Annotated in this window: 27 protein-coding genes and 1 tRNA gene; 22 read left to right on the plus strand and 6 right to left on the minus strand. The window is 70.2% G+C overall.

The genetic code is table 11. From position 1 onward, the window contains the following. Positions 1-2: 2 nt before the first annotated feature. From M9980_RS13070 to M9980_RS13140, 15 genes are all read left to right on the plus strand, one after another. Positions 3-269 carry a spike base protein, RCAP_Rcc01079 family gene (locus tag M9980_RS13070; protein ID WP_250751647.1) on the plus strand — a complete coding sequence of 89 codons (267 nt, stop codon included), beginning with the start codon at positions 3-5 and terminating at the stop codon, positions 267-269. 2 nt (positions 270-271) lie between these two features. Beyond that, a complete protein-coding gene (locus M9980_RS13075) occupies positions 272-1,126 on the plus strand; it encodes a phage head spike fiber domain-containing protein (protein ID WP_422921402.1) in 855 nt (284 codons plus the stop codon). Positions 1,127-1,148: 22 nt separating this feature from the next. Then, positions 1,149-1,655 carry a head-tail connector protein gene (locus M9980_RS13080; RefSeq protein WP_250751651.1) on the plus strand — a complete coding sequence of 169 codons (507 nt, stop codon included), beginning with the start codon at positions 1,149-1,151 and terminating at the stop codon, positions 1,653-1,655. After that, positions 1,652-1,855, plus strand: a complete 204-nt coding sequence (locus tag M9980_RS13085; RefSeq protein WP_250751654.1) for a hypothetical protein — start codon at positions 1,652-1,654, stop codon at positions 1,853-1,855. Before M9980_RS13080 ends, M9980_RS13085 begins: the two co-directional genes overlap by 4 nt. After that, on the plus strand, positions 1,852-2,250 hold the full coding sequence (gene gp17, locus M9980_RS13090; RefSeq protein WP_250751656.1) for a tail completion protein gp17: 399 nt from the start codon (positions 1,852-1,854) through the stop codon (positions 2,248-2,250). The genes M9980_RS13085 and gp17 overlap by 4 nt, the downstream gene beginning before the upstream one ends. A 79-nt stretch (positions 2,251-2,329) precedes the next feature. Then, on the plus strand, positions 2,330-2,737 hold the full coding sequence (locus M9980_RS13095) for a phage major tail protein, TP901-1 family (protein ID WP_250751659.1): 408 nt from the start codon (positions 2,330-2,332) through the stop codon (positions 2,735-2,737). 50 nt (positions 2,738-2,787) lie between these two features. Continuing rightward, complete coding sequence (locus M9980_RS13100; protein ID WP_250754957.1) at positions 2,788-3,045, plus strand: gene transfer agent family protein; 258 nt, start codon at positions 2,788-2,790, stop codon at positions 3,043-3,045. Then, entirely contained in the window at positions 3,042-3,239 is a 198-nt protein-coding gene (locus M9980_RS13105; RefSeq protein WP_250751661.1) for a phage tail assembly chaperone, read from the plus strand. Before M9980_RS13100 ends, M9980_RS13105 begins: the two co-directional genes overlap by 4 nt. Next, a complete protein-coding gene (locus tag M9980_RS13110; protein WP_250751663.1) occupies positions 3,232-3,804 on the plus strand; it encodes a tail tape measure protein in 573 nt (190 codons plus the stop codon). Before M9980_RS13105 ends, M9980_RS13110 begins: the two co-directional genes overlap by 8 nt. Next, positions 3,804-6,098 carry a DUF2460 domain-containing protein gene (locus tag M9980_RS13115; protein WP_250751665.1) on the plus strand — a complete coding sequence of 765 codons (2,295 nt, stop codon included), beginning with the start codon at positions 3,804-3,806 and terminating at the stop codon, positions 6,096-6,098. Before M9980_RS13110 ends, M9980_RS13115 begins: the two co-directional genes overlap by 1 nt. Next, positions 6,095-6,898: a DUF2163 domain-containing protein gene (locus M9980_RS13120; protein ID WP_250751667.1), complete on the plus strand. Its 804-nt coding sequence runs from the start codon at positions 6,095-6,097 to the stop codon at positions 6,896-6,898. Before M9980_RS13115 ends, M9980_RS13120 begins: the two co-directional genes overlap by 4 nt. Next, positions 6,895-7,323 carry a C40 family peptidase gene (locus M9980_RS13125; RefSeq protein ID WP_250751669.1) on the plus strand — a complete coding sequence of 143 codons (429 nt, stop codon included), beginning with the start codon at positions 6,895-6,897 and terminating at the stop codon, positions 7,321-7,323. The genes M9980_RS13120 and M9980_RS13125 overlap by 4 nt, the downstream gene beginning before the upstream one ends. Next, entirely contained in the window at positions 7,311-9,425 is a 2,115-nt protein-coding gene (locus tag M9980_RS13130) for a GTA baseplate fiber-binding domain-containing protein (protein ID WP_250751671.1), read from the plus strand. The genes M9980_RS13125 and M9980_RS13130 overlap by 13 nt, the downstream gene beginning before the upstream one ends. A gap of 11 nt (positions 9,426-9,436) precedes the next feature. Further along, positions 9,437-9,940 carry a DUF2793 domain-containing protein gene (locus M9980_RS13135; protein WP_250751673.1) on the plus strand — a complete coding sequence of 168 codons (504 nt, stop codon included), beginning with the start codon at positions 9,437-9,439 and terminating at the stop codon, positions 9,938-9,940. Between the two features lie 107 nt (positions 9,941-10,047). Beyond that, positions 10,048-11,193, plus strand: coding sequence for an OmpA family protein (locus M9980_RS13140; RefSeq protein ID WP_250751674.1), 1,146 nt, complete (start codon positions 10,048-10,050; stop codon positions 11,191-11,193). 918 nt (positions 11,194-12,111) lie between these two features. On the opposite strand, the gene ygfZ is transcribed toward M9980_RS13140, so the two are convergent. After that, positions 12,112-12,828, minus strand: a complete 717-nt coding sequence (ygfZ, locus tag M9980_RS13145) for a CAF17-like 4Fe-4S cluster assembly/insertion protein YgfZ (RefSeq protein WP_250751676.1) — start codon at positions 12,826-12,828, stop codon at positions 12,112-12,114. A 48-nt stretch (positions 12,829-12,876) separates the two neighbouring features. Between ygfZ and pyrC the strand changes: the two genes are divergently transcribed. Next, on the plus strand, positions 12,877-13,932 hold the full coding sequence (gene pyrC, locus M9980_RS13150) for a dihydroorotase (RefSeq protein ID WP_250751679.1): 1,056 nt from the start codon (positions 12,877-12,879) through the stop codon (positions 13,930-13,932). 214 nt (positions 13,933-14,146) lie between these two features. Here pyrC and M9980_RS13155 read toward each other — a convergent pair whose 3' ends face one another. Further along, on the minus strand, positions 14,147-14,917 hold the full coding sequence (locus M9980_RS13155) for a DUF1134 domain-containing protein (RefSeq protein WP_250751682.1): 771 nt from the start codon (positions 14,915-14,917) through the stop codon (positions 14,147-14,149). Positions 14,918-15,099: 182 nt separating this feature from the next. Here M9980_RS13155 and M9980_RS13160 point away from each other — a divergent pair. Next, positions 15,100-15,189: transfer RNA gene (locus M9980_RS13160), tRNA-Ser, on the plus strand. Between the two features lie 130 nt (positions 15,190-15,319). After that, complete coding sequence (locus M9980_RS13165; protein WP_250751685.1) at positions 15,320-16,585, plus strand: NAD(P)/FAD-dependent oxidoreductase; 1,266 nt, start codon at positions 15,320-15,322, stop codon at positions 16,583-16,585. A 161-nt stretch (positions 16,586-16,746) separates the two neighbouring features. On the opposite strand, the gene M9980_RS13170 is transcribed toward M9980_RS13165, so the two are convergent. From M9980_RS13170 to M9980_RS13185, 4 genes are read right to left on the minus strand one after another with little or no spacing between them, the layout of a single operon-like run. Further along, positions 16,747-17,526: an energy transducer TonB gene (locus M9980_RS13170; protein ID WP_250751687.1), complete on the minus strand. Its 780-nt coding sequence runs from the start codon at positions 17,524-17,526 to the stop codon at positions 16,747-16,749. A gap of 45 nt (positions 17,527-17,571) precedes the next feature. Further along, positions 17,572-18,519, minus strand: a complete 948-nt coding sequence (locus tag M9980_RS13175; protein WP_250751689.1) for an aldo/keto reductase — start codon at positions 18,517-18,519, stop codon at positions 17,572-17,574. Next, positions 18,516-18,701: a hypothetical protein gene (locus M9980_RS13180; RefSeq protein WP_250751692.1), complete on the minus strand. Its 186-nt coding sequence runs from the start codon at positions 18,699-18,701 to the stop codon at positions 18,516-18,518. The genes M9980_RS13175 and M9980_RS13180 overlap by 4 nt, the downstream gene beginning before the upstream one ends. Beyond that, positions 18,702-19,013, minus strand: a complete 312-nt coding sequence (locus tag M9980_RS13185; protein WP_250751694.1) for a hypothetical protein — start codon at positions 19,011-19,013, stop codon at positions 18,702-18,704. It lies immediately after the preceding gene. Positions 19,014-19,130: 117 nt separating this feature from the next. Between M9980_RS13185 and M9980_RS13190 the strand changes: the two genes are divergently transcribed. The 4 genes from M9980_RS13190 to metH all read left to right on the plus strand — a co-directional run bounded on the left by M9980_RS13190 (position 19,131) and on the right by metH (position 24,910). Then, positions 19,131-20,099: an ArsR/SmtB family transcription factor gene (locus tag M9980_RS13190; RefSeq protein ID WP_250751695.1), complete on the plus strand. Its 969-nt coding sequence runs from the start codon at positions 19,131-19,133 to the stop codon at positions 20,097-20,099. Next, positions 20,096-21,064: a methylenetetrahydrofolate reductase [NAD(P)H] gene (gene metF, locus M9980_RS13195; protein ID WP_250751697.1), complete on the plus strand. Its 969-nt coding sequence runs from the start codon at positions 20,096-20,098 to the stop codon at positions 21,062-21,064. Before M9980_RS13190 ends, metF begins: the two co-directional genes overlap by 4 nt. After that, complete coding sequence (locus M9980_RS13200; RefSeq protein WP_250751699.1) at positions 21,061-22,110, plus strand: homocysteine S-methyltransferase family protein; 1,050 nt, start codon at positions 21,061-21,063, stop codon at positions 22,108-22,110. The genes metF and M9980_RS13200 overlap by 4 nt, the downstream gene beginning before the upstream one ends. A 145-nt stretch (positions 22,111-22,255) precedes the next feature. Next, a complete protein-coding gene (gene metH / locus M9980_RS13205; RefSeq protein WP_250751701.1) occupies positions 22,256-24,910 on the plus strand; it encodes a methionine synthase in 2,655 nt (884 codons plus the stop codon). Positions 24,911-25,034 lie beyond the last annotated feature (124 nt).

The following is a 25,034-nucleotide window of genomic DNA, read 5'->3' on the forward strand; positions in this document are numbered from 1 at the left end:
AGATGGCAGATCCTTTTTCGAACCGCGCCGATTCGGTGTCGGCCCCGGCGACGCGCGCGAGCGCGGTCGTCCCGAGCGACAGCGTCGCGCTGAACGACGTGCCCAAGGCGCTGTATGTCGGCCAGGGCGGCGCCATCACGCTGCGCGGCGTCGGCGATGTCGCCGATACGGTGTGGAACAACGTCCCCGCAGGCACGATCCTGCCGTTCCGTCCGAGCCACGTCCGCGCGACCGGCACCACGGCAGCCGCGATCCTGGCGCTGTCGTGACGATGAGCGCGATCGCGATCCGCATCGACGGCCGGAGCCCGCGGTGGCGCGGATTCGACTTTACGGCGGGCATGCTGCCGCCGGGCGCGACTTTCCAGCGCGGCACCGTCGCGACCGTGATGAGCGACGACGGGCGGGCGATCGTCGTGCCCGTCGACCAGCCGCGCTATGCCGCCGGCGGCGGGCTGGTGCTGGAGGGGCTGTCGAGCAACCTGCTGCCCGACAGCCGCAGCGTCGCCGGCTGGGACCGCGACCGCACCGGCAGCGGCGCGGCGGACCCGGTGGTGACCGCCGGGCCGGTAGCGGCGCCCGACGGGCTGGCCGCGGACCGGGTGCAGTTCGACGCGGGCGCCGGCCAGTCGCGGCTGTCGCGGACGATCGCGGGGCTGGGGGCGACGGCGGTGCACTGCTTCAGCATCTGGCTGCGCAGCGATGCCCCCGGCGTCGGCCCCGCGCTGGCGCTGAACGCGACCGTCGGCGCGCCGGCGCAGGTCGATGCGCAGTGGCGGCGCTTCGTGGTGAGCGCGCCCGCGGTCGCCGGCAGCGCGACGTGCCGGCTGGTGCTTGACGCCGCGGCTGGCCCGGCGACGGCGTCGATCTGGGCATGGGGCGCTCAGCTGGAGGCGAGCGCGAATGCGAGCCTGCCGATCGCCACCGGAGCATCGGCGGCGACGCGCGCGAAGGACCGGCTGACGCTGGACTGGGCGCGGCAGGGCGTCGCCGATGGCGCCCGCGAATTCGACTATCACTTCATCGACGGCGGGCTGGCGCGGCTGGGTACGATCGTCTCCGGCGGACTGGCGATGATGGCGCTGCCCGGCGGCGGCCGCCCGATCGCGCGCATCGCCGCGCCCTGACCCACGACATCTGGAGGACGGCATGACGAGCGAGGATGCAAAGGCGTATCTGCGCCTGGAGACGGCGCAGGACGACGCGCTGGTCGCGCGGCTGGTGGCGAGCGCGCAGACGCTGTGCGAGGCGTTCCTGGGCCAGATGCTGGTGCGGCGCGAGGTGCAGGAGACGCTGGCGGCGACGGGCGGTTGGCAGCGGCTGGGTGCTGCACCGGTAGCGGCGATCACCGCGGTCGAACGCGTGGCGACGGACGGCAGCGCGGTGGCGCTGGCCATCGGCGACTATGCGATCGACATCGATCCGGCGGGCGACGGCTGGGTGCGGGCGAGCGGGTCCGGGCGTGTGCGGGTGACGTACCGCGCCGGGATGGCGGACGATGCAGCCGGCGTGCCGGCGGCGATCGCGCACGGGATCACGCGCCTTGCCGCGCATCTGTACGCGCACCGCGACGACAGCGTGGGTCCGCCGGCGGCGGTGGCGGCGCTGTGGCGACCCTATCGGCGGATGCGGCTGGGGCTGGAGACGCGAGCATGACCGCGCGGATCGAGGCGCGGGTGCGCAGGGTCGCGGGCGCCGCGGTGGCGCGGGCGCGCGAGCGGGTCGCCGCGGCGCTGGCGGGGGTGCCGGGGGTCGCGGTCGAGATCGGCGAGGACGGCGTGGCCGTATCGGGCCGGCGGCTGAAGGCGCGGTGGCTGAACGATGCGCGGCTGCGCTGGCTGGGCGACCGGTTGTGACCGCGGCGACGGCGGCGGTGCGTGCCGCGATCGGCGCGGCGCTGCGCGGGGATGCGACATTGGCGGGCGTGTTGAACGGCGTGTTCGACAGGCCGGCGGTCCGCGCGAGCGAACCCTATGCCGATATCGCCGATGTGGCCGCGAGCGACTGGGGCACCAAGGATCGGCGCAGGCGCGAGCTGCGCGTGGCGGTGCGGCTGCGCGACGCGGGCGAGACGCCGGTGCGGCTGGGGCTGCTGGTCGATACCGCCGAACGCGCGATCGAGGGACTACCGCGCGACCTGGACGGATGGCGGATCGCGAGCTGCGTGTTCCTGCGCAGCCGGACGGCGGGCGAGGGGCCGGGGCGGTGGCTGGCGGTCGTCGAATACCGGCTGCGTGTCCTCGAAATCTGACGAGTGATCGGTGGGCTTTGCGTCCGCAACACTGGATTCCCGCCTGCGCGGGAGCACGGCATGTATTGGGAGAGATGTGATGGCGGCGGAGAAGGGTAGTGCGTTTCTGTTGAAGGTCGGCGACGGGGCGTCGCCGCCCGCGTTCGCGACGGTCGCGGGGCTGCGCACGACGCAGCTGAGCATCAACGGCGAGATGGTGGCGATCACGCACAAGGGTTCGGGCGGGTGGCGCGAGCTGCTGGGCGGCGCCGGCGTGCGATCGGTCAGCGTGTCGGGCGCGGGCGTGTTCACCGGCAGCGCGGCGGAAGCGCGGCTGAAGGCGTCGGCGCTGTCGGGCGCTCTCGACGATTACCGGCTGAGTTTCGAGGGTGGCGAGACGATGACGGGCCGGTTCCTGGTCACGCGGCTGGACTATGCCGGCGATTTCAACGGGGAGCGGAGTTACACGCTGTCGCTGGAAAGCTCCGGCGCGGTGGTGGCGGCGTGAAGGCGGCAAATCCGGTGCGAGGAGAAGCCGCGGTGCGGGTCGGCGGCGAGATGCTGGTGGTGCGACCGAGCTTCGCCGCGCTGGTCGCCGCCGAGGGCGAACTGGGGCCGCTGTTCGCGCTGGTCGAGCGGGCGGCGGACGGGCGGCTGGCGATCGGCGAGATGGTCGCGCTGTTCTGGCACTGCCTGCGCGATCCCCCGCCCGCGCTCGACCGCGATGCATTCGGCGACGCAGTAGTGGCCGGTGGGCTCGCGACGGCGACGCCGGTGCTGAAGACGCTGCTCGGGCAGATCCTGGCCGGGCGATGACCGCGAGCTTTGCCGCCGCCGCGGTGAGGCTGGCGGGGCAGGCGGGGACGGCGTTCGGCTGGACCCCCGACATATTCTGGAACGCGACGCCCGCCGAGCTGCTGGCGCTGGTGCGGGCGGCGGCGCCCGAGGGCGGCGATGCGATCGACGCGGGCGCACTCGCGCGGCTGATGGAGGCGTTTCCCGATGGATGAAGAGATCGAGCGGCTGGTGGTCAGCGTGCGCGCCGACACGGGCGCGTTCGCGCAGGACGTGGCGGCGATGCGCGGCAATCTGGAGGGGCCGCTGGCCGCCGGGGCGGACCGCGCGGGGCGGGCGATCGAGGCGACGCTGCTGCGAGCGGTCAGGACCGGGTCGCTGGGGTTCGAGGATCTGCGCAAGGTCGCGATGGCGGTGCTGTCCGACATCGCTGCCGCTGCGATCCGCGCCGGGATCGAATCGATCGCGGGCGGGGGCAAGGGCGGCGGGTCGGACGGGCTGGCGGCGCTGATCGGGTCGCTGCTGGGCGGACGTCCGGGCCGCGCGACCGGCGGGCCGGTAAGCCCGGGTGCGGCGTATGTCGTCGGCGAGCGCGGGCCGGAACTGTTCGTGCCGACATCGGCGGGGCGGGTCGAGGTTGGCGGCACCGCGGCGGGCCCGCGAGAGGTGCGGGTGGCGATTACGATCAATGCCGCCGGCGGCGCGGCGCCGGGAGTGCTGGCGCAATCGAGCCGGCAGGTGGCGCGCGCGGTGAAGGCCGCGCTGGCGGGAGTGGACTGATGGCGCACTGGCTGGCGGGCAAGGCGCCCGACGACGGGATCACGAGCCATATCCAGCGGTTCGATCCGCGGTTCTGGACGATCAATTTCCCGCGCCCGATGATGGCGAGCGTGGTGACGACGGCGGCGGACGGCTTGCGGGTCGATGCAGTATTCTACCGCCGCGACGATCTGGCCGGGTTGATCTGGGAGAGCGAGGACCGGCACGACCATGTGCTGCTGCGCTACGAGACCGCGCGCGATTACCGGCAGTGCGGGCTGAAATTCCGGTGGCGGTCGAGCGGCATCCGCGCGCTGGACGCGGTGGATGGCCCGACGCTGACGATCGAGGGGCGCGACGCGGATGGCGTGGCGCGCAGCTGGTACGTGCGGTTGTGGAATTATGCGGTGGGCACGCCTGCCGATGCGGTCATCACGATCGATTTCGGCACGGTGATGGGCGGGTTCCTGTTGCCGGACGAGGGCGAGGCGGTGTTCGCGGGCGACATCGACCGGATGTTCGTGTCGCTGGTGCCCGAGGATTTTGCGGTGGCCGGCGGCAATCTGGCGGCGCCGGTCGAGGCGTGGGTGGAGATGAGCGAGATCGCCTGCACCGGCGCGGGGGCGGTCATTGCGCTGGCCGATACGATCGTGCCGCCGCACGCGCTGGAAATCGCGAGCGGCTATGACGACAGCTATCACCTGACGCCGGCCCGGCTGCTGCGCAACGCGCTGCGGCTGGGGTATCGCGGGGCGATCACGCACTATGTCGGGATGAGCCATTATTTCCGGCTCGAGCCCCTGGGCGACGGGCATTACGTCAGCCTGGCGGGCGGCGTGGTGAACGTCGCGGCGGCGGCTTGGCATCGCGATTTCGCCGTGAAGGCGAAGGCGCTCGACTACGACGTGATCTGGTCGCTGTCGTACGAGTTGTTCGATGCGCATTGCTGGAACGACTGGAAGCAGCGGGCGTGGGACGGGGCGCCGGCGCTGACCGGGTGGGTGCCGCCGTCCACCCTGCTCTCGCCAGCGCATGGCGGGGCGATGGCGTATCTGCGCCAGGTCGCGGTGGCGTTCGTCGGATATGCGATCGAGTCAGGACTGGCAGTCAAATTCCAAGTCGGCGAGCCGTGGTGGTGGACGATGCCCGACGGCCGTCCGTGCCTGTACGACGCCGCGGCGGTAGCGGCGTTTGGCGGCGCGCTGGTCGAGATCGCAACGGTGCGCGGAGCATTGGACGGCGCGCAGACGGCATTGCTGGATGCTGCCGGTGCCGTGCTCGCAGCATCGACTGCGGACCTGGCGGCGGCGGTGAAGACGGTGGCACCGGGGGCGGAGACGCATCTGCTGGCGTACCTGCCGACGATCCTCGACCCGCGGGCGCCGGAGGCCAAGCGCGCCAATCTGCCGGTCGCGTGGGCGGCGCCGGCGTTCGATGTGCTGCAACTGGAGGATTACGACTGGGCGGCGACCGGCGAGGCGGGGGCGACCGCGCGCGGCGTCGCGGCGGCGCAGGCGCGGCTGGGCTATCCGGTCGAGCGCCAGGATTATCTGAGCGGGTTTGTGCTGCAGCCTGAGGATCGCGCGCAATGGGCGGCAATCGATGCCGCGGCGGAGGCTGCGCGGGCGCGGGGCGTGCGGCGCGCGATCGTGTGGGCGCTGCCGCAGGTGATGCGCGACGGGTTCGTCCATTTCGACAGCGACGGGGACAGGGACAGGGACAGGGACATGACCGGATTCGACGATGTACTGTTCCCGCTGGCGCTGGGCCGCGATGCCGAGGTCGCGACCGAACAAGCGACGACGGTGCTGGCGAGCGCGGGCGGGCACGAAAGCCGCAACGCCGCCTGGGCCGAGGCGCGGACGCATTACGATGTCGGGCCGGGGGTGCGCAGCGAAGGCGACATCGCCGCGCTGGTCGCGTTCTTTCGCGCGCGGATGGGGCCGGCGCGGGGATTCCGCCTGCGCGATCCGTTCGACTGGCAGGCGAGTGACGTCCTGATCGGGACCGGTGACGGCGCGCGGATGCGGTTCGCGCTGGTGAAGCGATATGGCGAGGTGACGCGGCGGATCACGCGACCCGTGGCGGGGAGCGTGCGGGTGAACGTCGGCGGGGTGGCGACGAGTGCGTTCACGCTGGAGCCGGGGGGCTGGATCACGCTGGACGTGCCGCCAAGCGCGGGCGTCGCGGTGCGTGCGACCTGCGAGTTCGACGTGGCGGTGCGGTTTGCCGAGGACCGGCTGACCGTCAGCCGCGCGACCTTCATGGCCGGGGTCGCAGCGTCGGTGCCGCTGGTCGAGGTGCGCGAGGCATGAGCTGGCTGGATGAGGATATCACCACGCTTGCGATCTGCTGGCGATTGGAACGGCGCGACGGCATCGCCATAGGCCTGACCGATCACGACCGCGACCTGGTGATCGACGGCAATCTGTATCGCGCGAGTCCGGGCATGACGCCGTCGGCTATCCGTCGCGGTGAGGGTGCGGACAGCGTCGAGGTGGCGGGCGCGCTGACGTCGGCGGCGATATCGGAGCGCGACCTGATCGGCGGGCGCTGGGACGGGGCGCGGGTGGCGGTGTTCGCGGTTGACTGGACCGACACCGCGAACCGCGTGGCGCTGGGCGAGGGCAGTATCGGCGCGGTCGAGACCGGTGAAGGCGGTTTCACCGCTGAACTGCGCGGGCGGGCGAGCCGGCTGGAGCGGCCGGTCGCCGAGGAGACGACGCCCGAGTGCCGTGCCGAGCTTGGCGACCGGCGGTGCCGCGTGGCGATGGCCGGGCGGCAGCAACTGGCGCGGGTGGTGGCGAGCGACGCGGAGATCGTGACGCTGGATAGCGCCGTGCCGATTGCGGGCGGCTGGGGCGGCGGGCGGCTGCGCTGGGTCGACGGGGCGAATGCGGGGATAGAGCAAATAGTCGCAGCGTCGGCGGGCGCCGACGCGACGCTGCGGACGCTGCCGCCGTTTGCGGTCGCGGTGGGCGACCGGGTCGAGGTGATCGAGGGATGCGACAAGAGCCTGGCGACGTGCAGCGGGCGCTTTGCCAACGTGGCGAACTTTCGCGGCGAGCCGTATCTGCCGGGCATCGACCTGCTGACGCGGTTCCCCGGCGCATGACGCGGGGTGAGCGGATCGCCGCGGCGGCGAAGGCTGCGGTGGGGGCGCGGTTTCGCCTGCACGGGCGCGACTTGGCGAACGGACTCGATTGCGTCGGGCTGGTCGCGGTGGCGTTCCGGGCGGGCGGCTATGATGGGCCGGTGCCGACCGGGTACGCGCTGCGCAGCGGCGATGGCGGGGCGCTCACCGAACAGATGCGTGCGGCGGGCTTTGCGCGGGTGCGCTTGATGCGACCCGGCGACGTGATCGCGATGGCGAGCGGGCCGGGCCAGCTGCATCTGGGGATCGTGACCGTGGATGGCTTCGTCCACGCCGATGCGGGCTTGAGGCGCGTGGTCGAGCGGCCGGGCGCGCCGCCGTGGCCGGTGGTGGGCCGCTGGCGGCTGACGAGCAAGGCAAAGGGGGACGCGACATGGCGACGGTGATCCTGACCGCGGTCGGCACGGTGGTCGCCGGGCCGATCGGCGGCGCGATCGGCGCGATTGCGGGGCAGGCGATCGACAATGCGATCTTCAAGCCGCCGACGCGCGAGGGGCCGCGGCTGACCGAACTGGCGCTGCAATCCTCGTCCTACGGCGCGCCGATCCCAAAGCTGTTCGGAACGATGCGGGTGGCGGGCACCGTCATCTGGTCGACCGACCTGATCGAGCATGTGACGACCAGCGGGGGCGGCAAGTCGCGCCCGGCGACGCGCACGTACAGCTATGCCGCGAGCTTCGCGGTGGCGCTGTCGGGACGCCCCATCGCGTCGATCGGGCGGATCTGGGCGGACGGCAACCTGCTGCGCGGGGCGGCGGGCGACTGGAAGATGCCGGTGCAGTTCCGCGTCCATGCGGGCGACGAGGATCAGGACGCCGACCCGCTGATCACATCGGCGGAGGGGATCGCCCTGGCGCCGGCGCACCGCGGCATCGCCTATGTCGTGTTCGAGGATCTGGCGCTTGCGGAATTCGGAAATCGCATTCCGTCGCTGACGTTCGAGGTGACCGCGGACGCCGGGCCGGTGTCATGCGGGGGCATCGTGACGGCGCTGTCCGACGGCGCGGTCGATGGCGCCGGCGCGACGCTGCCGCTCGGCGGGTATTCGGCCTATGGCGACAGCCTGCGCAGCGTCGTCGCGACTCTGGCCGAGGTCAGCGGCGCGTGGAGCGATGGCGACGGCGGCGCGCTGACCGAGGGTGCGGGGCCGGTCAGCGAAATCGTCGATGCCGGGACCGGGGGCAAGGGCCGCGCGCGGCGCGCGATCGCCCCTGCCGATACCGCGCCGCGCAGCGTGACCGTGCAATATTACGATGCCGCGCGCGATTATCAGACGGGGTTGCAGGTCGCGGCCCGGCCCGGCGGTGGCCAGCGGGTGCTGCGCGTCGAACTGCCGGCGGTGCTCGATGCGGGTGCGGCGAAGACGCTGGCGGCGGCGACGCTGACGCGGATCGACGTCGCGCGCGAGCGGCGGGTGGTGACGCTGGACTGGCGATCAATCGCGCTTGCTCCGGGCGCGCGGGTGGCGATCACCGGGGAGGCGGGCGTGTGGCGCGTCGCGGGCTGGTCGCTCGAAGGAATGGCGCTGACGCTCGAGTTGGTACGGATCGCGCGCGCGCCGATCGCGACGGCGGCGACGCCGGGTCGAGTGGTGTCGGCGCCAGATTTGGCGGTGGGGGAGACTGTGCTCCACGCGTTCGAGATGCCGCCGGTCGACGACACTCTGCTCACCGCGCCGCGGCTGACGATCGCAGCGGCGGGGACCGGGCCGGGGTGGCGTGGGGCCGCGCTGCAGCTGAGCCTGGACGGCGGCGCGCGTTGGGTCGCGGTCGGGGAACGGCGCGCGCCGGCGGTGCTCGGCTGGGTCGCAGAGTCGCTCGCCGCGGCGGGGGCGACGCTGGTCGATCGCCACAACGCGCTGACGGTGACGCTGGCGACCGAGGCGATGACGCTCGGCGATGCCGATGCCGCGGCTGTCGATGGCGGCGCGAACCTGGCAATCGTCGGCGACGAGTTGATCCAGTTCGAGCGTGCCGAGCCGCTGGGCGGCGCGGCGTGGCGGCTGAGCGGATTGTGGCGCGGTCGGCGGGGGACCGAGTGGGCGGCGGGCGCGGCAGGGGCGGGCGATCGCTTCGTGCTGATCGACGCGGCGGCGCTGAACGACGTCGCGCTGCCACTGTCGGCGGTCGGGGGGACGGCGACCGTCCTGGCATCGGGTGCGGGCGGCGAGGTGACGGCAAGCACCGCGATCAGCGGCGATTCGGTGCGCCCGCCGTCGCCCGTCCACGGACGGAGCGACGTCCTCGATGGTATCGCTCGCCTGCGCTGGATCCGCCGCAGTCGCAGCGGATGGCGGTGGAGCGACGGAATCGACGCGCCGCTGGCCGAAGAGCGGGAGGCGTACCGGGTCGAGATCGGCAGCGCCGCGATCGAGACGACAATGGCCGAGATTGCTCCGCCTGCCGCCTCCGAAGGGATCGCCAGCGTCCGCCAGATCGGCACCTACGGATCGTCGCGCGCCCGGTTTTTGACTGACATCGCAAGCTGAGAGGATTCGAGATGACCGACATGACGGCGCGCTTCGCCCTGCCCTTCATCCAGCCGGGGCAGGCGCAAAAGGAAATGACCCATAACGAGGCTCTGGCGTCGATCGACATCGCGCTCCATGCGGGCGTGGTGGCGGCGGGGATCGACGTGCCGCCCGCGAGCCCGGCACCGGGAGCGTGCTGGATCGTCGGCGATTCGCCGGTCGGCGCGTGGAGCGGCCACGCGCGCATGCTTGCCGGATGGAGCGATGGCGGGTGGCGCTTCGTGCCGCCGTGCGAGGGGATGACCGCGTGGGTGGCCGCCGACGCGCGCCGCTTGCTCTTCAGGAACGGGTCGTGGGCGGTCGGTCCAGTCGCCGCCGATATCCTGACGGTGGGCGGCCATGCGATGCTGGGCGCCCCCGTCGCGGCGATCGCCGGTCCGGCCGGCGGCGCGACCGTGGATGCGGAGGGGCGCTCCACGATCGCCGCCATTCTTTCCGCCCTGCGCCATCACGGCCTTATGATTGGCGCTTAACCTGTGTTGATTCCGCAACAGTTCCCGAATTTGTGCGCTTGCACCGAAACCATGTCAGGGGTAGTGAGTTAGCGCTGTCCGTAGTGACAACCAAGAAAGGGGATTTTATGCGGAAGCTTGCCGTCGTTCTGGCGCTTGCCTCGACCGCGCTCACCACTCCCGCCCTGGCCCGCGATGATTCGTGGTACGTGGGCGTCGAGGGTGGCGCGATGATCGTGGAAGACATCGACTTTGACATCCGGACTGCAGCCGGCGTGAACACCACGAACGCTGCGACCGTCGATCACGACTATGGCTTCGATGTCGATGGCATCATCGGCTACGACTTCGGTGCGTTCCGCGCCGAGGCCGAAGTGGGCTACAAGCGTGCCAACATCGACGCGTATCGCTCGACCGTCACCACGCCGTCCTACAATGCGGCCGGCACTCTGGTGAACACCGGTGCGGGCAACTTCGGCTATGCCGGCGGCACCACCTCGGTGCTCAGCTTCATGGTCAACGGCCTGCTCGACTTCGGCGACGATGACGGAATCACCGGCTTTGTCGGCGGTGGCGTCGGCGTCGCTCGCGTCAAGGCGGAGAACTACGCGCTGAACACGCGTGGGCCGTTCCTGGACGATTCGGACACAGTGTTCGCCTATCAGGGCCTCGCCGGTATCCGCGCGCCGCTCGGCGATCATCTGGATGCGACGCTGAAGTATCGCTTCTTCAACGCCGACAACGTCCGTCTGGTCGATGTCTCGGGTCGCACGTTCGACGGTCGTTACCGTTCGCACAGCATCCTGGGTGGCCTGACGTACAACTTCGGTGGCCCGGTCGTCGAGGAAGTGGCTCCGCCGCCTCCGCCGCCGCCGGTCGAGACGCCTCCGCCGCCTCCGCCGCCGCCGGCTCCTGCGCCGGTCTGCACGCCCGGGCCGTACATCGTGTTCTTCGAGTGGGATCGCTCGGACATCACGCCGGAAGCGTCGGGCATTCTGGACAACGCCGTCTCGGCTTACCAGAACTGCGGCAACGCACAGGTCATGCTCGCCGGTCACGCCGACCGTTCGGGTTCGGCGAACTACAACGTCGGCCTGTCGCAGCGCCGTGCGGATGCGGTTCGTGGCTACTTGACGGGTCGCGGCATCGCCGACGGCACGATCACGAGCGAAGCGTTCGGCGAGAGCCGTCCGCGCGTCGAAACCGCCGATGGCGTTCGCGAGCTCCAGAACCGTCGCGTGGAAATCACCTACGGGCCTGGCTCGGGGATGTAATTCCGCCGCGTCCGGTTTCGGACACGACATCGAGGGAGGTCGGAGCAATCCGGCCTCCCTTTTTGTTTGCGTGGTTGCGGCAATTTGAGGGTGGGGTCGTCGCTGCCTCGAGAGGAACTTCGCCGCCCGCGTGTCCGCCTTGTGCCACGCGCATCCCAGTCATTTCCGGGCGCGGCAGCGCCAGCGGCGAAGTAGCGAAGACCGACCGGCGACGGAGCCGGAGTCGAATATTGCATCCGACCGTCCGTGCGCTCGCCGAGCCGATGACGGCGAGGGCCAAGCACCAAGCGCGTCGGAGACAGCGGCTAGAGGATCGGCTCAGGTCGTAAAGCGAATGGCGACAGTCTCTCGGATTTACCGCGCCAAACCAGCTGTGCGCGGCTCGACCGCCCCGAGTCTGGCCGGGATCATTCGATAGTCCCCGCGCCGACGATGTCGCCCGTCACGTTCCCGCGCGGCATAGCGCCGTCTTGAGTGGACATCCGGGTCGAGGCCGTGTTTGCTGCGGAGTTCTCCAGTCCCGCAGGAAACGAGGCCTTGCCGCATTGTACTGCGCGGTCGTTGCTCGATCAGCGTTCAGGGAGCGAGCCGATGTGACGCCCGCTGGCATACGGTCCATCCCACGAGAGCTTGTCGGTGAACGCCTTCCGCGATCGAGGCTCGCCAGCTGGACCACGCCACGTCAAACTCTGCACGGGGTGGCGAGTGAGCTCAGTCCTCGCTCGCCCAACGGTAGGGCGTTTGCCGACGCCTGCTGTGCCTTCGGTTCTAGCGGCCCGCGCACCTGCGATAGCAACCCGAGAAGACGGACTCGCCAGCCCGACCAAGACACACAAGATACGGGTGAGCATGCGCGGCCCCGCAACCCGGCGCCGAGCCCCCGCACGCTGCGCCGCGCCGGACACAGCGCCTGTCCCCTTACGCCGCCACGGCCTGCATCAGCCAAGACGTCATCAGCGCATCGCCCAGAGCCTCGACCCGGCGCAATTCCACCTTCACGCCCAGTTCGGGATAGACGGCCCGGGTGCGGTCGGCGGCTTCGGTCCCCGGCGCCACCACGAGCCGCCGGTTGACCTTCGCACGGTGGTGCATGCGCGCGGTATTCTCCTGCCCGACGTAGCAACCCTTGATGAAGCTGACTCCGTTTAGCTCGCGCGCGTTGCATTCGAGCCAGAGCGTCGCGTCCTGCCCGAGTTCCGCCACACCTTCGGTGACGCCGAGCGCGAGGCGGTGCGCGTGCCATCCGCTCGCCGGCTCCCCCGCCGCACCGAGCCAGCGGCGGCCAAGCGCTGCGAGTCGCGGATCGGGCACCCCCTCGCCCCCATCCCGCGACCAGTGCACCGCGATGTCGGTCGCCGCGATCGTCACGGGCCGCCGCAGCCGGTACATCGTCAGCCGCCGCGCCAATCCCTCGGCCTGCGCGCGCTCGCAATCGATCAGGACCGTGCCGTCGCCGCCGTCCCACAGCAGGAAGTCGTACAGCGCCTTGCCCTGCGGCGTCAGCAGCGCCGACCACTGCGGTCGATCGGGCGACACCGCCGCAACGTCCTGCGTCACCAGCCCCTGCAGGAACTCGCGTGAGCCGTCGCCGGCCACTCGCAGGACGGCGCGATCGGGAAGGGTGGTACCGGTCATCGACCCTAGGTAAGCCCGCAGGCGACATTTCCAACCCGGACCCGCGCCATGACCGCCCCCCAGACACCGCCCGACCGCCTGACGATCCGCCGGCCCGACGACTGGCACGTCCATCTGCGCGACGGCGCGATGCTGGCGGCGGTGGCACCGGCGACCGCGCGCCAGTTTGCCCGCGCGATCGTGATGCCCAACCTGGTCCCGCCGGTGACCGACGTCGCCGCCGCCGCAGCCTATCGCTCCCGCATCCTGGCGGCGCTGCCCGGCGGCGCGGACTTCACGCCGCTGATGACCTGCTACCTGACCGACGCGACCGACGCCGACGAAGTGCGTCGCGGCTATGCAGAGGGCGTGTTCGCCGCCTGCAAGCTCTACCCCGCGCACGCCACCACCAATTCCGCCCACGGCGTCACCAGCATCGCCCATATCGCCCCGGTGCTCGAGGCGATGCAGGCGGTCGGCATGCCGCTCTTGATCCACGGCGAGGTCACCGATCCCGCGATCGACATATTCGACCGGGAAGCGGTGTTCGTCGAGCGCGTGCTGACCCCGCTGCTCGCCGATTTCCCGGCACTGAAGATCGTGCTGGAGCACATCACCACCCAGGAAGCCGCAGCGATCGTGCTCGCGAACCCGGAGCGTCTGGGCGCGACGGTCACCCCCCAGCACCTGCTCATCAACCGCAACGCGCTGTTCGCAGGCGGCCTTCGCCCGCACGCCTATTGCCTGCCCGTCGCCAAGCGTGAGCGCCACCGGATCGCAGTGCGCCGTGCCGCGACATCGGGCGCGCGCAACATCTTCCTCGGCACCGACAGCGCGCCGCACGTTGTCGAGGCCAAGCAATCCGGCTGCGGCTGCGCGGGCATCTTCTCGGCGCTCACGGCGCTGGAGCTCTATGCGGGCGTGTTCGACGAGGACGGCGCGCTCGACAGGTTCGAAGCGTTCGCCAGCGAAAACGGCGCGCGCTTCTACGGGCTCCCGCTGAACGCGGGAACAGTGACGCTGGAGCGCGGGGCGCTGGCGGTGCCCGAGATGCTGGCGGCGGGCGATAGCGGCGTGGTGCCGTTCCGCGCGGGCGAGACGCTCGGGTGGCGCATGGTGGGTTAGAGGCCCCGGTTACCCTGTGAGGCTCAGGTTGGTGGGCAGGCGGAGCCTCTGCGCCACCTACGTTCGTGCTGAGCCTGTCGGAGCACTGTCGTTCTTCGGGCCGGTCGCTTCATGCTGGCCCGCCATCGGCAAAGCCGATGGCGTCGGACGGGCTTTGCCCGCCGGCCGTGCTTGCGCGAGTCGGCGACCAGCATGGTCGCCCGCCGCGCTACGCCTAGAACGGCAGCAGCCGCGATTTCTCGGTGAAGTTCATGTATCCGACGTTTGCGCCCAGTCGCCAGCCGACGCCCAGCCGGATCGGGATCAGCACCGTGTTGCCCCGCCGCAGATAGGTCGCCGCCATGCCGCCGACGAAGAACACCCGACCCTCGCCGGAGGGGAAGCGGTGATAGAGTTCCTGTGAATCGTACAGGTTGTACACCAGCACGAACACCTTGCTGGCGTCGCCCCCGACGTCGAAGCCGAGCGACGGCCCCGTCCAATAGACCTTGCGCTGGCCCTCGACGCGGTGCGTCATCACGCCCGAACCATAGCGCAGCCCGACGACGAACGCGCCGCCGACCTCGCGCCCTGCGATATAGGCGTTGGGTTCGCCCTGTTCCTTCAGCAATTTCTCGACCATGCCGGCCAAGCCCTCGGCGCCCTTGCCGAAAGTATTCTCCGCCGCGGCTAGCACGTCGTCGCGCTTGTAGGTCGGCGATTCGGAGGCCGCGGTCGTGCGGCTTGCGACATCGGCGGACATCGGCGTGGTCGCAGGCGATGGAGCGGGCGTGGGCGCGTCGCCACCGGCATCGACCGGCGTGCCCGACGGCGCTTCCCGATAATAGGGCGGCGGGGGCGGAGGCGTGGTGCGCGTGCCCTGCGCCGAGAGATCGGCGTCGATCGCGCTGTTGGGGTCGACCGTGCGCACCTGCGCCGAAAGCGGCGTCGCCAGCAGCGCCACGGCGCCCGCCGCCAGCCCGATCGCCCTGAAATACCCTCGCATCGCCCTGTTCCCCAACCCCGTCCGCGTCAGAGTAAGCCCGAAGCCGCCTTGCCCGGCAATGAACGGGCGACGAAGTGAATCGATTGGCCGGTCGAACCGAGTCCGCCGCCGCAATATTTAGCCTCCCAGCGCGGTTGATCGCTCCCCGCCCGCCCGCTATAGCCCGCCCTCGCGCCGCATCCGGAGACGTGGGTGAGTGGCTGAAACCAACGCTTTGCTAAAGCGTCGTACGGGAAACCGTACCGAGGGTTCGAATCCCTCCGTCTCCGCCACGACCTTTCGCCGGTAGCGCATCCTCATCGATCGCGCCTCGTCTGGCCGCCGGCACCGGCACCGCCGTCGAATAGCGGTTTCGCCGTCCGCGCGGCTTTCGTATCGGTGAGGGCCCGATTGAGGTGACCGATGCAGCCCGACCGCCAAGACCTTGCCTCCAGGACCGACACCGCGCCCGTGCGCGCCGACGTCGTCATCGTCGGGGCGGGCCATGCCGGGGCGGCATGTGCGATTGCGCTCCGGCAGCAGGGCTTCCCCGGATCGATCCTGGTGATCGGCGGCGAGGCCGAGCTTCCCTATGAGCGGCCCCCGCTGTCGAAGGAGTATCTGCAGGGCACCAGGCCGTTCGAGCGCATGCTGATCCGGCCGCCCGCTTTCTGGCGCGAGCGCGCCGTCGATTTCCGGCTGGGGACGCAGGTGGTCGCGGTCGATGCGGCGGCGCGATCGGTGGCGACGGTGGCGGGCGATACGATCGGCTATGATACGCTCGTCTGGGCTGCCGGGGGCGCGCCGCGGCGGCTGGCGTGCGAGGGCGCGGGGCTGCCCGGCGTCCACACCGTCCGCACCCGCGCCGACGTCGACCGGATGCGCGCAGAGCTAGGCGCGGCGCAGCGTATCGCGGTGATCGGCGGCGGCTATATCGGGCTGGAGGCGGCGGCGGTCGTCGCGGGGATGGGCAAGCCGGTGGTGCTGATCGAGGCGCTCGACCGCGTGCTGTCGCGGGTCGCGGGGCCGGCGCTGTCGGCGTTCTTCGAACGCGCCCACCGTGCCCGCGGCGTCGAGATCCGCGTCGGTACGGCGGTGCAGCGGCTGGCGGGCGAGGCGCGCGTGACCGGGGTCGTACTGGCGGACGAAGCGGTCGTGCCGGCGGACCTGGTGGTCGTCGGCGTCGGCATCGCGCCCGCGGTCGCGCCGCTGCTGGCCGCCGGGGCGATCGGCGGCGACGGCGTGGAGGTCGATGCGCAGTGCCGCACCAGCCTGCCGCACGTCTTCGCGATCGGCGACTGCGCGCGCCACGCCAATCGCTATGCCGGGGGCGCCCGCATCCGCCTGGAATCGGTGCAGAATGCCAACGACCAGGCCGGGGTCGCCGCGCGCGCGATCGCTGGCGTGCCGGCCGCGTATGACGCGGTGCCGTGGTTCTGGTCGAACCAGTACGACCTGAAGCTCCAGACCGTCGGGTTGTCGACCGGCCACGACGCCGCCGTCGTGCGCGGCGATCCCGACGCCGCCGGCTTCTCGGTCGTGTATCTGAGGGAGGGGCGGGTGATCGCGCTCGACTGCGTCAACGCCGTGCGCGACTATGCGCAGGGTCGCAAGCTCGTCGAGGGCGGGGCGTCCCCCGATCCGGCGGCGCTGGCCGACACCGGCATTCCGTTGCGCGACCTCGCCTGAGGGCCGCCTGACAGAGTCGCAGACGATCGCGCGGGGGCTTGCCGCGGTCCTGCTGACCGGGGCGCCGGGCGCTGCCTTTGCGCAGGCCCGCGCTACGACCAGGGCCTGAGGGGCCCTGCCAACGCCCGCCAGCTCTGGCATCGCTTGCTTTCGGGCAGTCCTTACCACCCGCGCCGGCGCCGCTGGGGCGGGGGCTCCTCGAAGTCCGCCGCGGTCATCTCGTTCACCCACTCGTGGTTCTCGACGATCTCCGAATCGACCGGGCGACCCGCAGCGTCGCGGGAGGGGCGGAAGCGGAAGCGTTGGGTGATGAGGCGGCAGGTGGTCTGGTCGAGCAGGGGCACGCCGCTCGAACGGGTGATGCGGCAATTGCCGACGCGCCCGGTGGTGAGCACGGTGTAGCGCACGCCGACCACGCCACCGTTCGTCGTCTCGCGCAGGGCGTCGGGGAAGTCGCGGTCGCTCATCCGCCCCCCGATCCAGCGCGGCGGCGTCTCGTCCCCGCCCGCGCCGTCGCCATCGCCGCCGTCGCCGCTACCGGTACCGTTGCCGACCCCGCCTGCACCGGTGCCCGGGCCTGCGATGTCGGCATAGCCGGTGCTGGCGTCCATGCCGATGCTGGGCGCGGGCGCCGTAACGACGGGCGGGGGGAAGATGATCTCGACCTTCGGCGCGACGATCTCGGTCGCGCGGGAGCGGAGGTTGGGCGGCGACGCGGCGCCCTCGGGCCGGTGCGAAGGGTTGGGGCGCTTCTCGACCTTCTGCACCGGCGGCGGCGGCTTTGGCGGCGGCACGCTGAACAGCGCCAGATCCTCGCTCACCCCCTGCCGGACACTGACCGCGAGCCCCGCGATCAGCGCCCACAGCAACGCCGCCTGCAAGACGCCGGTGACGATCAGGGCGGGCAGGCGATCCCGCGCTTGGGGGCGATAGCTGGACATCGGTTCTGCGCCAGTAAACGCGCGAAACTGAATAAAGGCTGGGTGTCAGGCGCCCGCGGACGTCAGCCGGTCGAGCTGGTCCTTGGACAGCGTCACGTCCCACGCACCGGTCAGCTCGCGCAGTTGTTCGACGCTGGTCGCGCTCGCGATCGGGGCGGTGACGCCGGGCTGCGCCATCAGCCAGGCGAGCGCGATCTGGGCGAGCGTCGCGCCGGTCTCGGCGGCGACCGCGTCCATCGCCGCCAGCACCGCGCCGCCCTTGCCCTCCAGCAACTCGGTCATCCGTCCGCCGCGTACGCTTTTGCCGAGGTCGTCGGAGGAGCGATACTTGCCGGTCAGGAAGCCAGAGGCCAGGCCATAGTACGGAAGCACCGCAATGTTGTGCTCGATGCAATAATCCTGCAGCTCGCCCTCGAACTTGCGGCGGCTGACGAGGTTATATTCGGGCTGGAGCACGCGGTAATGCGGCAGCTTGGCGCCCTGTGCGATATCGTTCGCCGATTTCAGCCGCATCGCATGGAAATTGGACGCGCCGACGAGGCGAACCTTGCCGGCATCGACCAGCCGCCCGAACGCTTCGAGCACCGCATCCTGCGGTACCGCATCGTCGTCCTGGTGCGCATAATAAAGATCGATGCGATCGGTCCCGAGCCGCCTCAGAGACGCCTCGACCGCGGCGGCGATGCGCGTCGGCGCCAGCTTTTCGCCGCCGTCGCCGGGCAGCATGCCGACCTTCGTCGCCAGCAGCACCGCGTCGCGCTTGCCCGATCGTTTCAGCCAGCGCCCGATCACGCCTTCGGATTCGCCGCCGCTGTGGCCCGGCACCCACGCCGAATAGACGTCGGCGGTGTCGATCATCGTGCCGCCAGCATCGACGAAGGCATCGAGGATCGCGAAGCTCGTCGCCTCGTCCGCCGTCCAGCCGAAGACGTTGCCGCCAAGCACCAGCGGTGCGATCTCGAGGTCGGTCGATCCCAGCCGGCGCGGCGTCACGAGGCATTCCCTTCGCTGGTCACCGCGTTGATCTCGATCGCATTGGCGTCGAGCATCGCGGCGGCGTCGTTGAGTTCCTGCGCCTCGCTCGCGCTGATCCCGCCGGGATCGGCGTCGTCCGCCCGCCCGCACCCTGCGATCAGCAGGGCAAGGGCCGGCACGGCGAGGCGCAGGGTGCTCATTTAGTCGCGGATCGAGTTGCCGGCCGCGGTCAGCGCGTTGCCGGTCGCGTCGGCTGCGCGGTCGGCGGCATTCGCGGTCGCATCGCCGGCGCGGTCGAGTGCGGCACCGGTGCGGTCGGCGGCGTTTTCTGCCGAAGTGACGGCCTGGTCGGTCGCGGCGTCGACGTCCGAAGCGGCTTCGCCCATCGTGGCGTTGGCGTCGGCAGCGGCGTTGTCCATGTCGTTGGCCATCGAATCCTGGGTCTTCTCGCTGCAGGCGGCGAGGCCGAAGGCGGCGGCGAGGGCAAGCGGCAGTACGATCGACTTCTTCATGTCAGAAATTCCCTTTTTCATGTGAACTGGGGTCCGCAACGCTAGACGACCCAGAAGGGTGCGACAAGCGCGCGCGATTGACCGCATATAAAGATATCTTTATATCTCCATGTCCCGATGACCACCGCACTCGACATCTTCCGGGCTCTTGCCGACGCCACCCGCCTGCGCATCCTGGCGCTGCTGCGGTCGATGGAGCTGTCGGTGGGCGAACTGGCGCAGGTGCTGGGGCAAAGCCAGCCCCGGGTCAGCCGGCATGTGAAGATCTTGTGCGACGCCGGGCTTGCCGAGCGGCGCAAGGAAGGCAGCTGGGTGTTCGTGGCACTGGGCGAAGCGGAACGGGTCGATCCCGTGCTCGACGCGCTCGACCAGTGGCACCTTGCCGAAACCGATCACTGGGCGATCGCCGACAGCGCGCGGCTGGCCGCAGTGCGTGCCGACCGCGCGGCGTCGGCGGCGGAATGGTTCGAGGCGCACGCCCGCGAATGGGACGCGATCCGCTCGCTCCATGTTGCCGAGGACCAGGTCGAAGCGGCGATGGCGCGGGTGCTGGGCGTCGATGGCAGCGATGCCGTGCCGCTCGGACGGATCATCGACATCGGCACCGGCACCGGGCGCATGCTGGAGCTGTTCGCCCCGCGCGCCGACCGCGCGCTCGGCATCGACCGGTCGTCGGAGATGCTGCGGCTAGCGCGCGCGAAGCTGCACGGACAGCCAAATGCCGACCTGCGCCAGGCCGATCTCTACGCGCTGCCGATGGCGGATGCGGAGGCCGATCTGGCGATCCTGCACCACGTCCTGCATTTCGCGCAGCAGCCGGGTGCCGCGATCGGTGAGGCGGCGCGGGTGCTGCGCGCCGGCGGGCGGCTGCTGATCGCCGATTTCGCGCCGCACGACCGCGAGGAGCTGCGCCTGCGCGACGCGCATACGCGCCTGGGCTTCTCCGACGATCAGCTGCTCGGCTGGTTCGAGGCCGCGGGCCTGGCGCCGGTGCAGGTCGAAACGCTGGAGGGCGGCGAACTGACCGTGAAACTATGGCTGGCGCGCAAGGTCGCGACCGGCATGAAAGAGGTGAAGGCAGCGTGACATTATCCCTGGGCCAGCTGGAAGAAGCGCGTCGCGCCCAAGCCGACCATGACAGCGCGATCGCGCTGAACGCGCCGCTGTTCGCCGATGTCGCCGGCGACGCACAGGTGAGTTTCGAATTCTTCCCGCCCAAGACCGAGAAGATGGAAGCGACGCTGTGGGAGTCGGTGCAGACATTGAGCCCGCTTGCCCCGCGCTTCGTGTCGGTCACCTACGGCGCCGGCGGCACCACGCGAGAGCGCACCCACGCGACCGTCGCCCGCATCGCGCGGGAAACGAACATTCCGGCGGCGGCGCATCTGACCTGCGTCGAGGCGACGCGCGAGGAAATCGACGCGGTCGCAAACGATTACTGGGAAGCCGGCGTGCGCCACATCGTCGCGCTGCGCGGCGATCCGCCGACGGCGGGCACGAAATTCGTGTCGCCGGCGGGCGGCTACGAGAACGCCGCCGCGCTGGTCGCGGGGCTGAAGCGGCTGCACCCGTTCGAAATCTCGGTCGCCGCCTATCCCGAATGCCACCCGGATTCGCCCGACGCCGGCCATGACCTCGACAATCTGAAGCGCAAGCTGGACGCGGGCGCCAGCCGCGCGATCACGCAATTCTTCTTCGAGCCCGAAACCTTCTTCCGCTTCCGCGACGCGGTGGCGGCGGCGGGGATTTCGGCGGAGATCGTGCCGGGCATCATGCCGGTAATGAGCTTCGCCAGCGTCGTCCGCATGTCGGCGATGTGCGGTACGGACGTGCCGGCATGGATGGGCCGGCTGTTCGAGGGGCTGGACGACCGCCCCGCCGCGCGCCAGCTGGTCGCCGCGACCGTCGCCGCCGAACTCTGCCGCAAGCTCTATGCCGGCGGCGAGCGCGCGTTTCACTTCTACACGCTCAACCGCGCCGAGCTGTCCTACGCGATCTGCCATCTGCTGGGCATTCGCCCCGACCCCGCGCTTGAGGAGACAGCAGCATGACCACTCCCCGCGAACGCCTGCTGGCGCAGGCCGCCAAGCGCATCCTCATCACCGATGGCGCCTTCGGGACCGAGATCCAGAACTGGAAGCTGTCGGAGGGCGATTACGCCGGCACGCTCGGCCTGACCCACGACCAGAAGGGCAACAACGACATACTGGCGATCACGAAGCCGGACGTGCCCGAGACGATCACCCGCGCGTACCTCGACGCCGGGTCGGACATCGTGTCGACCAACACCTTTTCGGCGAATGTCATCAGTCAGGCCGACTATGGCGCCGAGGCGCTGGTGCGCGAGATTAATGTCGAGAGCGCAAAGATCGCGCGCCGCCTGGCCGACGAATATGAAGCCCGCGACGGGCGCCCGCGCTTTGTCGCCGGGGCGATCGGGCCGACCAACAAGACGCTGTCGCTTTCGCCGGACGTCAACGACCCCGGCTTCCGCGAGATCGACTTCGATTTTCTGAAGGGCGTGTACCGCGACCAGACTGATGCATTGGTCGAGGGCGGGGCCGATTTCATCCTGATCGAGACAGTGTTCGACACGCTGAACGCCAAGGCCGGCGTGATGGCGGTGCTGGAGGCGCAGGAGGCTCTCGGCCGCGACCTGCCGATCATGCTGTCGATGACGCTGACCGATCTTTCAGGCCGCAACCTCAGCGGCCACACGGTCGAGGCGTTCTGGCACGCGGTGCGCCATGCAAAGCCGGTGACGATCGGGCTCAACTGCTCGTTCGGCGCGGAACAGCTGCGCCCGCATGTGAAGACGCTAGCCGGCATCGCCGACACGCTCATCATGGTCTATCCGAACGCCGGCTTGCCCAACGAACTCGGCGCCTATGACGAACTGCCCGAGACGACCGCGGCGCTGGTGCGCGAGTGGGCCGATGCGGGGCAGGTCAACATCCTCGGCGGCTGCTGCGGTTCGACGCCCGCGCATATCAAGGCGATAGCGGACACCGTGCGCGGCCTGTCGCCGCGGGTGCCGGCCAGCCCGGAGGTCCGCACGCGGCTGGCGGGCCTCGAGCCGTTCACGATGGCGGCGTAGAAATATTCCTCCCCGCTCGCGGGGAGGGGGACCGTGCGAAGCATGGTGGAGGGGGCTCTCCACCAGCGATGACTTTTGTGGAGAGCCCCCTCCACCGCTCTGCGAGCGGTTCCCCTCCCCGTGCCGGGGAGGATTTGAGAGTGACATGACCACCACCTCCTCCACCTCCTTCGTCAACGTCGGTGAGCGCACCAACGTCACCGGCTCCGCGGCGTTCAAGAAGCTCATCATGGCGGGCGATTACGCGCGTGCCGTCGAGGTCGCGCGCCAGCAGGTCGAGAACGGCGCGCAGGTCATCGACGTCAACATGGACGAGGGGCTGCTCGACGGCGTCGAGGCGATGACGACGTTCCTGAAGCTGATCGCCGCCGAGCCCGATATCGCCCGCGTGCCCGTGATGATCGACAGCTCGAAATGGGAGGTGATCGAGGCGGGGATCAAGTGCGTGTCGGGCAAGCCGATCGTCAATTCGATCAGTATGAAGGAAGGCGTCGACCAGTTCCTCGATCATGCCCGAAAGTGCATGAACTACGGCGCCGCGGTCGTGGTGATGGCGTTCGACGAGGTCGGGCAGGCCGACACGAAGGAGCGCAAGGTCGAGATCTGCGCCCGCGCCTACGATCTGCTGACCGATATCGGCTTTCCGCCAGAGGACATCATCTTCGACCCCAACGTCTTTGCGGTCGCGACGGGGATCGAGGAGCACAACAACTACGGCGTCGACTTCATCGAAGCGACGCGCGAGATCAAGGCGCGTTGCCCGCACGTCCACATCTCGGGCGGGCTCTCCAACCTGTCGTTCAGCTTCCGCGGCAATGAGCCGGTGCGCCGCGCGATGCACAGCGTGTTCCTGTACCACGCGATCCCGGCCGGCATGGACATGGCGATCGTCAACGCCGGGCAGCTCGACATCTACGACCAGATCGACCCGGAGCTGCGCACCGCGTGCGAGGACGTGATCCTCAACCGCGATCCCGACGCCGGCGAGCGGCTGGTCGCGCTCGCCGAGAAGTACCGCGGCACCGATGCGGTCGCGGAAAAGGCGGCGGCGGAATGGCGGTCGCTGCCGGTCACGAAGCGGCTGGAGTACGCGCTGGTCAAGGGCATCGACGCGCACGTCGTCGAGGATACCGAGGAATGCCGCCTCGCCTTTGCACGACCGATCGAGGTGATCGAAGGGCCGCTGATGGACGGCATGAACGTCGTGGGCGACCTGTTCGGATCGGGCAAGATGTTCTTGCCGCAGGTCGTCAAGTCGGCGCGCGTGATGAAGAAGGCGGTCGCCCATCTGCTGCCCTTCATCGAAGCGGCGAAGGAGCCCGGCGCCAAGGGCAAGGGCAAGGTCGTGATGGCGACCGTCAAGGGCGACGTCCACGACATCGGCAAGAACATCGTCGGCGTCGTGCTCCAGTGCAACGGCTTCGAAGTGGTCGACCTCGGCGTCATGGTGCCGTGGTCGAAGATTCTCGAGGCGGCGAACGAGAACGATGCCGACATGATCGGGCTGTCGGGCCTCATCACGCCGTCGCTGGACGAAATGGTGACCGTCGCCGAGGAGATGAAGCGCGCGAAGATGACGATGCCGCTGCTGATCGGCGGCGCCACCACGTCGAAGGTCCATACCGCGCTGCGCATCGCGCCCGCCTATGACGGGCCGGTCGTCCATGTGCTCGATGCCTCGCGCGCGGTGGGCGTTGCGACGACACTCGTCAGCGACACCATCCGCGACGATTTCGTGGCCAAGACCGACGCCGATTACGCCGCGGTCCGCGCCGCGCGCGAGGGCAAGGGGCAGAACGACCTGCTCCCGCTCGCCAAGGCCCGCGCCAACCCGTTCCACGCCGACATGGGGCTGAAGCCCGGCACGCCCGCGAAGCCCGGCATCCACGTCTTCCGCGACTGGGACCTGGCCGACCTGCGCGAGGTGATCGACTGGACGCCCTTCTTCCGCGCGTGGGAGCTCGCCGGCAACTACCCCGCGATCCTGAACGATCCGGTGGTGGGGGAAAGCGCGACGTCGCTGTTCACCGATGCGCAGGCGATGCTCGACAAGATCATCGCCGAGAAATGGCTGACCGCGCGCGGTGTCGCAGGGCTATGGCCGTGCGTGCGCCACGGCGACGACGTGTTCGTCGATCGCGAGGGCGTGTGGAGCGCCGAGGAACTGGGCGCGCTCGAATATCTCGGTCTCGCCGAGAACGACGACCTCGTCCGCCTGCCGTTCCTGCGCCAGCAGATCGCCAAGCGCGAGGGGCGGCCCAACATGTGCCTGGCCGATTTCATCGACGGCGACGGCGACTGGATCGGCGGCTTCGCGGTCAGCATCCACGGTATCGAGCCGCATCTGGTGCGCTTCAAGGCCGGGATCGACGATTACAGCGACATCCTGCTGAAGGCGCTGGCCGACCGCTTGGCCGAGGCCTTCGCCGAGCGCCTGCACAGCCATGTCCGCACCGACCTGTGGGGCTATGCCGCGGGCGAGCAGCTGACCAACGAGGCGCTGATCCGCGAACAATATCGCGGCATCCGCCCCGCGCCCGGCTACCCCGCGTGCCCCGAACACAGCCTGAAACCGATCCTGTTCGACATACTCGATGCCCATCACGCCACTGGTGCGACCCTGACCGAAAGCTTCGCGATGCTGCCGACCGCTGCGGTCAGCGGCTTCTACTTCGGCCACCCCCAGGCCGAATATTTCGGGGTGGCGCGGATCGGCGAGGATCAGGTCGAGGATTATGCCGCCCGCCGCGGCATCGACCGTGCGCTCGCCGAGCGGTATTTGCGCCCGAATTTGCACTGAGGGGCAGCGGCGCCTGAACCCGCAAGGGGCGGCGGCGCCCTCCCCGCGACCGGGCCTGATGTGCGCAGCGGGGAGGAGCCGCGCCCCGGCACGGGCTCGACAGGCCTCGTTGGAACATATATAG

It is taken from the genome of Sphingomonas donggukensis (genome assembly GCF_023674425.1).
Classification (GTDB): Bacteria; Pseudomonadota; Alphaproteobacteria; order Sphingomonadales; family Sphingomonadaceae; genus Sphingomonas; species Sphingomonas donggukensis.